At 36.0% G+C, this 14,320-nt stretch carries 10 protein-coding genes; all 10 read left to right on the top strand.

Features of this window, described 5'->3' with window-relative positions:
• Window positions 1–2: 2 nt before the first annotated feature.
• A complete protein-coding gene (locus tag NSA01_RS02975) occupies window positions 3–860 on the top strand; it encodes a PHP domain-containing protein (protein ID WP_257480029.1) in 858 nt (285 codons plus the stop codon).
• 91 nt (window positions 861–951) lie between these two features.
• Window positions 952–2,214 (top strand): UDP-N-acetylglucosamine 1-carboxyvinyltransferase, encoded by a 1,263-nt coding sequence (locus NSA01_RS02970; RefSeq protein ID WP_257480028.1) that lies wholly within the window; start codon window positions 952–954, stop codon window positions 2,212–2,214.
• An 84-nt stretch (window positions 2,215–2,298) separates the two neighbouring features.
• Window positions 2,299–3,087: an MBL fold metallo-hydrolase gene (locus NSA01_RS02965; RefSeq protein WP_257480027.1), complete on the top strand. Its 789-nt coding sequence runs from the start codon at window positions 2,299–2,301 to the stop codon at window positions 3,085–3,087.
• A 9-nt stretch (window positions 3,088–3,096) separates the two neighbouring features.
• A complete protein-coding gene (locus NSA01_RS02960; RefSeq protein ID WP_257480026.1) occupies window positions 3,097–4,215 on the top strand; it encodes a S1C family serine protease in 1,119 nt (372 codons plus the stop codon).
• A gap of 193 nt (window positions 4,216–4,408) precedes the next feature.
• A complete protein-coding gene (locus tag NSA01_RS02955) occupies window positions 4,409–5,278 on the top strand; it encodes a Rossmann-like and DUF2520 domain-containing protein (protein ID WP_257480025.1) in 870 nt (289 codons plus the stop codon).
• A gap of 2 nt (window positions 5,279–5,280) precedes the next feature.
• Window positions 5,281–6,108: a 3-methyl-2-oxobutanoate hydroxymethyltransferase gene (panB, locus tag NSA01_RS02950; RefSeq protein WP_257480024.1), complete on the top strand. Its 828-nt coding sequence runs from the start codon at window positions 5,281–5,283 to the stop codon at window positions 6,106–6,108.
• A gap of 12 nt (window positions 6,109–6,120) precedes the next feature.
• The gene (gene panC / locus NSA01_RS02945; protein ID WP_257480023.1) at window positions 6,121–6,966 is read left to right on the top strand and encodes a pantoate--beta-alanine ligase; all 846 of its coding nucleotides are present in this window, start codon (window positions 6,121–6,123) and stop codon (window positions 6,964–6,966) included.
• Between the two features lie 9 nt (window positions 6,967–6,975).
• Window positions 6,976–7,377 carry an aspartate 1-decarboxylase gene (gene panD / locus NSA01_RS02940; protein ID WP_257480022.1) on the top strand — a complete coding sequence of 134 codons (402 nt, stop codon included), beginning with the start codon at window positions 6,976–6,978 and terminating at the stop codon, window positions 7,375–7,377.
• On the top strand, window positions 7,370–8,584 hold the full coding sequence (coaBC, locus tag NSA01_RS02935) for a bifunctional phosphopantothenoylcysteine decarboxylase/phosphopantothenate--cysteine ligase CoaBC (RefSeq protein WP_257480021.1): 1,215 nt from the start codon (window positions 7,370–7,372) through the stop codon (window positions 8,582–8,584). Before panD ends, coaBC begins: the two co-directional genes overlap by 8 nt.
• 378 nt (window positions 8,585–8,962) lie before the next feature.
• Window positions 8,963–14,227, top strand: coding sequence for an InlB B-repeat-containing protein (locus tag NSA01_RS02930; protein ID WP_257480020.1), 5,265 nt, complete (start codon window positions 8,963–8,965; stop codon window positions 14,225–14,227).
• Window positions 14,228–14,320: the final 93 nt, after the last annotated feature.

The following is a 14,320-nucleotide window of genomic DNA, read 5'->3' as shown; positions in this document are numbered from 1 at the left end:
AAATGGACAGGTTAGATTTTCATATTCATACAAATGCTTCCGACGGAAGCTGGGACAGTGAAGAGACAGTAAAAAATGTTAAAGAGGCAGGACTTAAATATTTTGCGATATCGGATCATGATAGCATTTCAAATGTTAAACTTACGGAGTATATTGCAAATAAGGAAGGTCTAAACTTCATAAGGGCAACAGAAATATGTTCTAAATCATTTGATAAGGAAATACACATACTCGGATATGATATAGATATTGACGATATCGATCTTACTTATACGATGACCAGAACAAGAAGAGTAAGACAAAACAGAGATACCAGGATAATAAAATGGGTAGAAAAAAATTGTGATAATGGTGTAAGTTTAGAGGAATATAATATCTATAAAATGAAGGAAATGGCGGGACTTCCCATAATGAATTATCTTGCAGAAAAAGGAGTATGCGAAGGTGTAGAGGCATTTAATAAAGTTAAAGCTCAAGTTCCCGTGCCAAAAGATGAAGATTTGATTTCTTCCGAAGAAGTAATCAAAGTGATAAAAAATGCAGGTGGCGTTGCGGTTCTTGCACATCCTTCTTATTATTACCCGGGAAATGTAATGAGTGAAGATATGTTGAATTACTATTTGGATTTAGGTATCGACGGACTTGAATGTTACAGCTCATATAATCCGTTAAAAGAACAAAACAAGTATTACTTCGATTATTGTAAGAAGAATGACTTGATAGTCAGCGGCGGCTCCGATTGCCACGGCAGTGTTTATAAAACTAGATTTGCGGGTATTCCAAAAGTAAAATTAAGTGATACAAATCTGCTTGCAAGAACAAGGAGTTATAAGCATTTACAGGACAGTCCATGTTTCTAGGTATAAATAATATTTAATAACTCTTTATTTTTAGTATTAATTTTAGTATAATTAATTAGCTAAGGGGAAAAAGAATAAAAGGATGAAAAATATGGAAAAAATTATTATTAACGGTGGCAGAAGACTTACCGGAGAAGTGACTATAACCGGTGCTAAAAATGCGGCTCTCGGGATATTACCCGCAACCGTTCTGGCATCTGATAAATTTTTAATAGAAAATTTACCTGATATACAAGATATCAGAAATTATATAAGTATAATGAAAAAGCTCGGAGCTAAAATCAGAAAAACGAGTAAAGGCTTAAGTATAGATACAACAGCAATAGCGGACTGCACCAGCGAAGAAATTGCAGATGAAAGTACAAAAATGAGAGCGAGCTATTATCTCCTCGGTGCTTTACTTGGACGAAACGGATTTGTTGAACTTCCTCCTCCGGGGGGATGTGATATAGGTGCGAGACCGATAGACCTTCATATCAAAGGATTTGAAGCCTTGGGTGCAAAAGTAGATGTAAAAGGCTCAATAAAAATCGAAGCACCTTATGGTCTCAAAGGTACCAATATATATATGGATGTTGCAAGTGTTGGGGCTACCATTAATATTATGCTCGCAGCAGTAAAGGCAGAAGGACTTACCATTATAGAAAATGCAGCAAAGGAACCTCACGTTGTTGATATTGCAAACTTTTTAAATCTTATGGGTGCAAAAATAAAGGGTGCGGGTACCGATGTTATCAGGATAATGGGAGTCGAAGAGCTTCACGGATGTGAATATTCTGTAGTTCCCGATCAAATTACCGCGGGAACATATATGATAGCTGCGGCTGCAACAAAAGGGGATGTACTTATAAAAAATGTAATCCCTCCTCATTTGGACTCGATTACTGCTAAGCTTATTGAGATGGGCGCGGACGTTAGTGTCGATGAAGACGATAATATAAGGGTAGTGGGAAGAGAATATATCAAACCTTGTAATGTCAAGACTTTGCCTTATCCCGGATTTCCTACTGATTTGCAGCAGCCCATGGGGCTTATTATGTGTCTTGCAAACGGTGTAAGTTCCATTACGGAGAGTATATTTGAAAATCGTTTCAGATATGTAACAGAGCTTCAAAAAATGGGAGCAAATGTAAGAGTGAACGGAAACACTGCGGTGTTCACCGGTCCGAGCGAATTATATGGAACAAAGATACAGGCAACAGACCTTAGAGCAGGAGCTGCAATGATACTTGCGGGGCTCGTAGCAAAAGGAACTACAGAGATTACAAATCTTAAATATATAGACAGAGGATATGAAAATATCGAAGAAAACTTCAGAAATTTAGGAGCGGACATAAAGAGAGTTGATTCGTAACCTTTTCCCCTTATTTTATAAGGGGATTTTTAATATTAAATTATATATTTAAATATAGAATGCATAGAATTAATAGGAGAATAAATGAAATTTACTAATCTTTTTTCCTCATCCAGAGGTAATAGTCTGCTTGTGGAAAGCGAAAATACTAAAATTTTGGTTGACGCAGGTCTTCCCGGCAGTACTATAGTAAATGAACTAAAAAAAATAGATGTTGAAATAGGCGATATAGATGCAATTCTTATTACTCATGAACATAGTGATCATATAAAAGGTGCAGGGGTATTATCAAGAAGAGCCGATATCCCCATGTATTTACATAGAGCCGCCTGTGATACCGTACTTAAAAAGGTCGGCAGCGTAAAAGAAGAAAATATATATAGGATTGAAGAAGAAATCCCTTTTTATATAAATGACGTTCTTATAAATAGTTTTTCCATTCCCCATGATGCGGTTGCACCCATAGGCTTTACAATAGATGACGGAAAAACAAAATGCGGAGTTGCAACGGATATGGGAATGATAATAGAAGATGTAATAGAAAATTTAAAGGAATGTAAATTTGTTTTTCTTGAAGCAAATCATGATGAAAATATGCTTAAGAAAGGTTCATATCCAATGCATTTGAAACAAAGGATCTTATCTCCGTTCGGGCATTTATCAAATAATGACAGCGGAAAAGTATTAAGTGAGCTCATTAAGGGCAAAACTGAAAGGGTAAGGCTTGGACATTTAAGCGAAGAAAACAATATAAGTACTATTGCTTATGAAACTGTAAAAAATGTAGCCCTTGACAGTGATATCAAAGAGGGTAAAGATTATATCTTGGATGTTGCGAACAGGATCGGTGTCAATGGTATTGTAGAATTTTAGGAGGAGAATATGAGAGAAAAGAGAAGCGGTTTAACTATTTTCTTTTTAGGGCTGATAATCGGAGGAATTCTTTTCGGTTCCGTTGCTTTTTTGGTAACTAATTACAGAATGGAAAAAATGATAGATGAAAAAATAGGTACTGTCAGTCAGGGTGGTGGAAATAGCTCTGGTTCATCTTCGGCTACGACTTTAAAATCCAGTACTACAGAGAAAGTTGCGGCAAGTGTTACACCTGCTGTCGTAGGCATTGAAACCACGGAACTAAGCAAAGATATGTTTAACAGAGAGTACGAAAGCAGCGGTGTAGGAACCGGATTTATAGTAGATAAAAATGGGATAATCGTTACAAATCAGCATGTGGTAAGCGATAATCCCAAACAAATAAACGTTACTTTGAAAGACGGAACAAGTTATGAAGCTAAAGTAGTATTCAAATCAGATACTGTAGATTTAGCTGTAATAAAGATAAATGCAAAGAATTTACCAGTCGTTAATTTAGGGGACAGTGAAAAGATAAATATAGGACAGACGGCTATTGCAATAGGAAATCCTTTGGGGCTTACTTTTGAAAGAAGCGTAACTCAGGGGATAGTGAGCGCATTAAACAGAAGCATTGCAGTTGATAATAAGACAATAGCCGAGGATCTTATACAAACCGACGCTTCGATAAATGCCGGCAACAGCGGAGGACCTCTGTTAAATCTTGCCGGAGAAGTGATTGGTATAAACACTTATAAAATACAGTCCGGTGAAGGTTTGGGTTTTGCAATACCTATAAATATAGTGAAGCCTATAATAAACCAAATCAAAGAAAAAGGTTCTTTCACGCCTACAGTCATCGGGATAGAAGGTGTAGATAAGGAAATTGCGAGATACTATACTGAAAATGAAAAGTTACAAGTAGATAAGGGTATATTGATAGTAGGAGTTGTAAATGGCTCGGGTGCCGCAAAAGCAGGGATAAAGGAAAATGATGTTATTACAAAAGTAGACGGTGTGGAAGTCAATAATATGTTAAAATTCAGAGAACAACTTTATTACCACAGACCGGGCGAAAAGATAAAAATCACTTATGAACGAAACGGAAAAGCAAATACTGTTGAGGTCGAATTAAGTAAATCAAAATAATCATAAGAGCAGAGTAATCTGCTCTTTTTTTGTGATTAAATATATTTAAATAGTTGTTTTTTATTTACAAATACTAACCTTAGTGCTATTATGTAGGCGGATGGTATTCATTTTGAAACTATACCGTGGTAAATATTTTGTTTTTCATTCTATATAATTAGAATTAAAGCTTTTATCGAAGGAAAGAGACTTTATGGCATCACCGAAAGAGGGTGGTAGAATGAAAATAGGATTTGTGGGTGCGGGAAAAGTAGGAGTCAGTCTCGGCAAATACTTTAAACTGCATAAAAAAGATGTTATTGGGTATTACAGCAAAAATCCCGATTCTGCACGTGAAGCAGCTAAATTCACGGATACTGATTATTTTAGTACATTATATGATATATTAAATTCATGTGATGCATTGTTCCTGACAGTACCGGATAAAGATATCGGTATGGTTTGGGAAAGTCTAAAAGATTTCGAAATTCAAAATAAAATATTTTGTCACTGTAGCGGAGCATTATCTTCCGCAGTCTTTCAAAAAGGTGACCGAGAGGTTCTCGGTTATTCCATTCATCCAATGTATGCTTTTAACGATAAGTATACGTCTTATAAGGAACTCTCCAATGCTTATTTTACAATTGAAGGAAATAAAAAATATTTAGACTTTTTTAAGTGTTTTTTTGAGAGCATGGGAAATCCTGTCAAAATAATTTCTGAGGATAATAAAAGTAAATATCATGCGTCATGTGTTTACGTGAGTAATTTAGTTATCGCTCTAGTAAATATGGGAGCTGATTTGCTTATTGAAAGCGGATTTAAAAAAGAGGAAGCAATAGATGCTTTAATGCCGCTTTTTATGAATAATGCAAATAATATAGCTGAAAGAGGGCTTATAGATTCTCTTACCGGACCTATTGAAAGAAATGATATTACTACCGTAATGAAACACTTAGATGTATTAAGTAATGAAGCAAAAGATATTTATAAATTATTATCATTGGGACTAATAGATATTGCCGAAGAGAAAAATGAAAATACTGATTATGGCAATATAAAGAAAATATTGAAAGAGGAATAAGGATGAAAAATACTGCAGCAACTTTTAAGAGTGTAAAAGAAAGTAATGAAAAATTATCTATGCTTACCGCATATGATTACTCTACCGCAAAATTAATGGATGAGGCCGGTATCAACGGGATACTCGTTGGAGATTCACTCGGTAATGTAATCCTTGGTTATGAAGATACCATATCCGTTACCATGGAAGATATGATACATCACGCAAGAGCCGTTGCAAGGGGTGCAAAAAACGCTTTGGTAGTCGTGGATATGCCCTTTATGTCATATCAAACCTCTGTTTACGACGCGGTAAAAAATGCGGGAAGGCTAATGAAAGAAGGACGAGCGGGAGCTGTCAAGCTTGAGGGCGGAAAAGAAGTGAGCGAGGCTATAAATGCAATAACTAATGCGGGTATTCCCGTAATGGCTCATTTAGGTCTTACTCCCCAAAGTATTAACGCTTTTGGCGGGTTTAAAGTTCAGGGAAAAAGTGAAGAAGCGGCAAAAAAACTGCTTGAAGACGCTAAAGAGGTTGAAAAAGCGGGGGCATTTGCCTTGGTACTGGAATGTGTCCCTGAAAAGCTTGCAAAGCTTATAACCGAAAGTATAAGTATCCCTACAATAGGTATAGGTGCAGGGAAATATTGTGACGGACAAATACTCGTATATCAGGATATGCTTGGAATGTTTTCGGATTTTACTCCTAAATTCGTTAAGAAATACGCGGATATCGGAAGTGTGATGAAAGAAGCGTTCAAACAATATCATAATGAGATAAATAAAGGTGTATTCCCAAGTTCGGAAAATACTTATAAAATAGATGATGAAGTAATAGAGAAATTATATTAATCGGAGAATGAAATGGAATTATTACATAATATAGAAGAAGTGAGAAATAGAGTAAGGTCATGGAAGAAAGACGGTTTCAGCGTTGGGCTTGTTCCTACAATGGGCTATCTGCACGAAGGACATCAAAGTTTAATTAAAAAAGCGGTAGAGGAAAATGATAAAGTCGTTGTAAGTATATTCGTAAATCCGATGCAGTTTGGGGAAAATGAAGACCTTGAAACTTATCCGAGAGATATAAATAAAGACAGCAAGCTTTGTGATGAGACGGGTGCCGATTTGATTTTTAATCCCGAGCCGGAAGAAATGTACAAAGAAGGATTTTGTTCTTATGTGGATATGAACGGTCTTACAACGGAACTTTGCGGAAAATCAAGACCCATACATTTCAGAGGCGTTATGACTGTAGTAACGAAATTATTTAATATAGTGACACCTGACAGAGCATACTTTGGAATGAAAGACGCACAGCAGTTATGCGTTATTAAAAGAATTGTAAAAGATTTAAATATGGATATTGATGTTATAGGCTGTCCTATAATAAGAGAGGAAGACGGTCTGGCGAAAAGTTCTAGAAATACATATTTAAATAAAGAAGAAAGAAAAGCTGCCCTTATCTTATATAAGACGATTTCTCTTGGTAAAGACTTGCTGGTATCGGGAGAAAGAGATGTAAATACGATAATCAATAAAATGAAAGACAATATAAATAAAGAACCGCTTGCTAAAATTGATTATGTAGAAGCCGTAGATTTGGAGACAGTTGAAAAAATCGATGTAATAAAAGGTAAGGTGCTTATTGCTATGGCAGTGTATATAGGTAAAACCAGACTTATCGATAACTTTACGTTTGAATGCTAGGAGGAAAGAATGCTACTAAATATGTTAAAAGGAAAAATCCATAGAGCAACGATTACCGAAGCTAAACTTGATTATGTGGGGAGCATAACGATAGATATTGAACTTTTGGAAAAATGCGGTATACTGGAGTATGAAAAAGTCCAGATAGTAGATGTAAATAACGGAAGCAGGTTTGAAACTTATACGATTGCGGGAGAACGGGGAAGCGGTATGATATGTTTGAACGGTGCCGCCGCAAGAGAAGTGCAGGTAGGAGATAAAATAATAATAATGGCTTATGCTTCCATGGAGCCTAAGGAAGTAAAAGATAACCCTCCTAAAGTATTATTTGTGGATGATGATAATAAAATCCTTAAAATCACAAGATACGAAAAACACGGACTGTTGACAGAGGATATGATAAATGAATAAATTATTAAAAGGTAAAACCGTAGTACTCGGAGTGAGCGGAAGTATTGCGGCTTATAAAATGGCTAATGTGGCAAGTATGCTGATTAAGCTCGGTGCTGATGTTCATGTAATAATGACTAAGAATGCCCTTAACTTTATTAATCCCATAACTTTTGAGACCCTTACGAATAATAAATGTTTGGTAGATACTTTTGACAGGAATTTTGAATTTCATGTTTCTCACGTATCTCTCGGACAAAAAGCGGACGTTATGCTAATAGCTCCCGCAAGTGCAAACATAATTGCAAAAATGGCAAACGGGATAGCAGATGATATGCTGTCTACTACAGTTCTCGCGGCAACTTGTAAAAAAATAGTTGCTCCTGCAATGAATACTCATATGTATAACAATAGAATTACAAAAGACAATATACAAAAATTAAAAGGGTATGGTTTTAAAATAATTTCTCCCGCAAGGGGAATGCTTGCATGCAGAGATGTAGGCGAGGGGAAACTCCCCGATGAACAGACTTTGGTAAATCACATCTTAAGGGAAACAGCATATCCAAAAGACTTAAAAGATAAAAAAGTATTGGTAACGGCAGGAGCGACAATGGAAGCTATAGACCCTGTCAGATATATAACCAATCACTCCAGCGGGAAAATGGGATACGCCGTTGCAAAGATAGCAATGCTAAGAGGTGCCGATGTTACGCTGATTAGCGGGAACAGCACAGAAAAAGTTCCTCCTTTCGTTAATTTTATAAAAGTAAAAAGTGCAGAAGATATGTTTGAAGCGGTAGAGAAAAATTATAAAGAAATGGATTTTATAATCAAAGCCGCAGCTGTGGCTGATTATACGCCTATCAATAAAAGTGAAGAAAAAATCAAGAAAAAAGACGATGAGATGTCTATAGAGCTTAAAAGAACAAAAGATATATTGAAGTTCTTGGGAGAAAATAAACATGAAAATCAAGTGATTTGCGGTTTCGCAATGGAGACAAGTAATCTAATCGAGAATGCAAAAGAAAAATTAAAGCGAAAGAATGCGGATATGATAGTAGCCAACAGCCTAAAAGAAGAAGGTGCGGGATTTAAAGGAGATACAAACAAAGTCACTTTTATCACAAAAAATAATATTCAGCACATGGATTTAATGACAAAAGAAGAAGTTGCGGTGAATTTAATGGATAAATTATTGGAGCTAAATAGAAAAAAAGAGGTCTAGACCTCTTTTTTTTGATTATTTTTAATTATTCTTACTTTCGTTTGGTTATTTGCGGTAATATTTACAAAATTTTTGTCAAAAAAGGTGTACTTTTTGTAATAAAAGGAGTATACTGTCTAATGCAATCATATATGGGGAATAGTATGCGAAAGTGTTACATAAAATAATGATTGATTAACTAAAAGATAAATTTTTTATAATAATTTTTTATTTAATCATTTGTTACAAAAAGTACACTATTTGTAAAATTTAATAAAGATTTATGACGATAAGAGAGGATATAAGTTCTTTGTTTTCGTCTTTTAACGTAATTAGGTTTAGTGCATATCTATTTCCAAAAAAATTTATCAAATAAATTATTAAAGGGGAAAAAGAGAAATGGATGAAACAAAACCAAAACGAAGTAAAATCCAAAACAAAATCATGGGGGTCATACTGACTCTTGTTTTAGTGTTATGTTTGATGCCGACTTCTGGTGCGTTTGCTGCACCTGATGCAACTACAGTTAAAGTTGCAAATGATGAGTTGGAATATCTTACTAACCAACCGGGATGTGCATTTGATATAAAAGGTATGCCCGGAGAATTTTGGTCTTCTCACGGTCAGCAGGGGTATCATGTTTGTGTTAAGGTTGGGCAAATAAACGATAATGCCGCTTATGCGGCATCTACTTTGCTAGAAAAAATCAACAATGGGGAGACAAGAGATAATATAGCAGGTCTAGCGGGACTTAAATTCAGACAGGATCTATCCTTTGTTAACGGAGACAGGTATGTGAAAGTTGCTTTTACTATCACCAATAATACCGGAAGCGACCAAATCATATCTTTAGGTTGTGGAACAGATGTAAATGTAGCCGGAAATGATAGAGCTCCTATATATAAAACGGATACCGGTATGCGTCTTGCTAACGGTTCAGCAGGAAGTGATGAAAGACAGTTCAACTTTATTGCTGAAAAGGCATATGGAGTTACTGATGTTGATACTTTGTATTATGGTCAATATAGTAACTGGGGTCCAAAAATGTTTAAAGATGAAAGACCTCAAAGTGTTACGGGTATAGATTCCGATATGGCTTTTTCGTGGAAAAACAGGGCTATCAGAGACGGTGAAAGCAAAACTTTCTCAGTTTTATTTGGTATAGGGCAAGTAGCTACACCTCCTCAATTAATGCAGGATATTTCTGCTGTTTGTAACGGAGATAAAGTAGATGTTGACGCTAGATTTAAAGATACAAATAAAAATGCAACGGATGCTATATATTATGTATTCGATATGGATACTGAAAATGAAACACCTTCAGAAAAACTTACGGAAATTGAAGCTACAGGGCAAGTTCAGACTTTAAAAGATTCTATACCTAAGCCTTCCTCTTGGCAGGTCGGAGAAGTACATACTGTTTCTGTATGGGTAATGAACAACTACGGTGCGATGTCTGATGTAAAGACCGTTAGGGTCGTAGTTGAAGGTGACGATGCGGTAAGAGAAGCGGAAGAATACTATCTAAGCTTTAACGGCGGACAAGGTGCTACAGGCACCGCACCTTCAAGCGTAAAGATATTTGAACAGGATTATACTACTCTTCCTAATAATCCATTTACAAAAGAAAATTGTACATTCGGAGGTTGGCAGGATAGCGAAGGGAATATTTATCCTGCGGGAACGAAATTTAAAATGCCAAGCGGTGATACTACTTTGACAGCATACTGGATCGAAGGCACGGAAAATGCGATGTACACTGTTGAATACTATAAACAAAATGTAAAAGACGATAACTATACATTGGCTGAAAGCAAGTCTTTTGAAGCAGCATTGGGAGAAACCGTAACCGCTCCGGAAAAGACTTATACGGGATTTGAAGAAAATACAACGACAACTCTACGTAAAGAAAGCGGAGAAGTAGCCAGCGGTCTTCGTCTAAAACGTTATTACGACAGAAAAATGATGAACGTAACATTTAACGGAAACGGCGGAAGTGCTTCTCAGGCTTCCATGACGGTACGTTACGGCGGAATGTTGGAAATGCCGACTGCTACAAGACAGTATTATGCTTTCCAAGGCTGGTACGATTCATTAAACAATCAGAAAGCCAAATTATATAACAATTTATCACCAATAACTTCCGATTTGACTTTATATGCCTCTTGGGATGCGGCTTTGGACTTTACGGCTCCAAAAGTAAGCGGGACTTACGGAACTGCGATAAGCGATGTGACTTTGGTTCCTTCAAATGCAGCTTCAAGTGATACTCCTAATGTTAAATTTGAAATCGTAAGCGGAAGCTTACCTGCGGGACTTACAATGTCCGAAACCGGTGTTATTTCGGGAACGCCGAAAGCAGCTACAAATGGGGATATTAATATCCAAGTTAAATGTACTGATTTAGATACAAATTTAACTAAGACTAAACAAGTAACTGTAAATATAGCGAAAAAAGAATTGACAGTTACCGGACTAGATATAAATGCGGCACCAACAAAAGTATATGACGGTACCAATGCAATTTCAAAAGCAAGTCTTGACGCTGTCAGCGTAACAGAAGTAAGCGGTCTGTTAGCTGAAGATCAGATAAGCTCTGCAAGTGCAAAATCTGCTAAGTCAACAGGGCTTACGATAAAAGCTTCAGCTGGTACATACGACAATAAAAATGCCGGAGAAAATAAAAATTATACTATTACAAAATTCACTTTAAGCGGTGATAAAGCGGCAAATTATACTATAGCTCCTTATTTAGCAGGGGACAACGGTGTAATTACAAAGAGAGATATAACAATTAAACCTACCCCTGATTCTATGGACAGAAATGACACTGTTCCTGCATTCGGAGTTAAAGTAACAGGCGGAAGTCTGGGAAAAGGCGATAAAGTTGCTGATTTGGGTACTCCTGTATTCGAATGTAAAAACGAAGCAGGCGTTTCTCCATCAAAAGGCGGAGAAATAGGTGACTTCACATTAAAAATCACATCGATTAATAATCAAAGTACAAATTATAATATAACTTTGGAAGAAGTAGCATTCAGAGTAAGAGATAAACATACCGTTACTACCTCTAAAGCAGGTGACGGTGTCATTACAGCTACAAAAGCTTATGATGAAGACTCTACGGCAATCGTAACTTGGGAAGCAAAAAATGATTACAGAGTAAAGAGAGTAATAGTTGACGGCGAAGTAAGAGATGATTTACTTCATGCAGGTCAAATCGCTTTTGCGGGAATAAGAGAAGATCATACTGTCTTTGTAGAATTCACAAGAGAAGAACTTCCTCCTGTAAATCAGTATTATTCTATAGATACCGTTAAAAAAGGCGGAGACGGCAACTGTACAGTAACAAGCGGATGTACGGTTAAAAAAGGCGACAGCAAAACAATCAGCTGGTCTGCCGGCGGTGAATACAAAGTAAGTAAAGTTACTATAGACGGAGTTATCAAGGATAATATCGATGAAAACGGCGGAAGCATCACATTCAATTCAATAAGTGCTAATCACGATGTACAAGTAGTATTTGAAAAGAAAACTGCTCCTGCACCGAAAGAAGATTTTTATACCATAACCACATCATATGAAGGTGAAGGTTCAATTGACGCAAGTAAGACGGTTAAAAAAGGTTCCGCATGCACAATAAGCTGGAAGCCTGCAGGTGGTTGGTATGTAGATAAAGTTATTGTAGACGGAGTTGAAAAAGAAGGTTTAAGAAAAGGTGAATTCGCAAATATAACTGCCAATCATACAATCAAAGTAATATTTGCTAAAGATACACCATCAGGAGGAGATGTCGATCCTGATAATCCGGATATAGATAATCCTGATGTAGATAATCCTGACAATCCTGATGTAGATAATCCGGATGATAACCCTACCCCTGATGTAGCTCAAACATATAGGGTAAATACACAAATCAAAAACGGTATAGGCGATATTTCTCCTTCCGTAACGGTAAATAAAGGTGAAGACTATACAGTTTCATGGCATATCGAAACAGGATATGAAATCGAAAGTGTCGAAGTAAAAATGGGTAATGTATTAAAACCTAATTTAGTTAACGGAAATAAAGTTATACTTACAAATATTACTGACGACTATGATATCATAGTTACTTTAAAACCTGTCAATACTTCTGTAGACCCTGATAATAATAAAGAAGCATTTGATATCATTACCGGTATCAAAGGCGGTGAAGGTACTATAACACCTTCTGCATTGGATGTCGAAAAAGGTACGAGCCATAAAGTAGAATGGTCTGTTGAAGCTGATTATACAGTTCAAAGTGTAATCGTTGATGGTGTAGCCAGAGACGAACTAAGAAATGAAAACAGCGAATATAGTATAAACAGCGTAGAAGCAAGTCATTCGGTTTATGTATTCTTATCAAAAGAAAACAAAAATGACGGCGGTAACAACGGTGAAGTTACAAATCCTGAAGGACTTTTAAATGTAACAACAGAAATCGTCGGAAAAGGTAGTATTACACCAAGTAAAATCGTTGAAAAGAACGGCAGTCATAAGGTAGAATGGGCACCTGCCGACGGATACGTATTAAAAGAAGTTTACATCGATGGAAATAAGAGTAATCTTCCTGTAAACTATGTTGACTTTAACAATATTTTGGTAAATCATAATGTAAAAGTAGTATTCGTTAAAGATGACGAAGCTCATTTGGATTATATCCCCGGAGAAAAATATCAAATTTCTACGGGAATAGTCGGAGGAAAAGGAAGTATATCTCCAAGTGCGACTTTACAAAAAGATGATGATTATAATGTAGAATGGAATATCGAAGAAGGATATGTTGTAAAGAGTGTAATCGTAGACGGAGTATACAGAGAAGACCTTAAAAATGTACAGGGAAGCCAAGACTTCAATGCTATAAAGGCTAACCACTCAGTATATGTATATGTAGAAACGAAAGATAACTCTTCTACCAATAAACCGGCAAAAGATTTAACAATATCTACCGAAACTGTAGGTAAAGGTAGTATAACTCCTACCACAGTTAAGAAAAAAGGCAATAATCATGTGGTTACTTGGAAACCTGCAAGCGCTTATGTTGTTAAAGAAGTATATGTCGACGGTTTAAAGGTTAACTTAGCCGACAATAAAATAGAGTTCAAAGATTTGGCATCTAACCATCATGTAAAAGTTATATTTGTTAAAGAATCCGAAAAGGATGAAATATATCAGCCATCTTCAGATGATATAAATATAGAAACGTCTATAATAGGCGGTAAAGGTACAATAACCGGTACTGCTACACTTAAAAAAGGTGATGACCATACAGTTAAGTGGACTGTTGAAAAAGGATACCAAGTAAAAACTATTATCGTAGATGGTAAAGAAAGAAAAGATTTAATAGGTAAAAATTCTGTGACTTTTAAAGATTTAGCTAAAAATCATAAAGTTCAGGTTGTATTGATGACAGATGAAGAAGCTGCCGCAATTGAAAAAGAGAACAATAAAAATAATAACGGCAAAAAAGATGATTCTTCATCAACCGGAACATCAAAAGACAGACAACAGGATAATAAACAAAATGTTGATACCCCGGATACTTCCGACAATTCAAATGCAGTAGTATATTGCTTAATAGCTCTAATTGCTGCTATGGGAATCGGCGGAACTATCTTTAAAATAAAAAGGGTAAATTAATTTAAACGCCAAACTAAAAAAGACCCTCCCCCGATGGGTCTTTTTTAGTTTTCATATATTATATATAAAATTACCATTTAGTTAAATGTGTTT

The sequence above is a fragment of the Anaerofustis stercorihominis genome (assembly GCF_024623185.1).
Lineage (GTDB): Bacteria > Bacillota > Clostridia > Eubacteriales > Anaerofustaceae > Anaerofustis.
The sequence above is the reverse complement of the archived record's forward strand: the minus strand, read 5'-3'. Positions and strand labels throughout refer to the sequence as shown.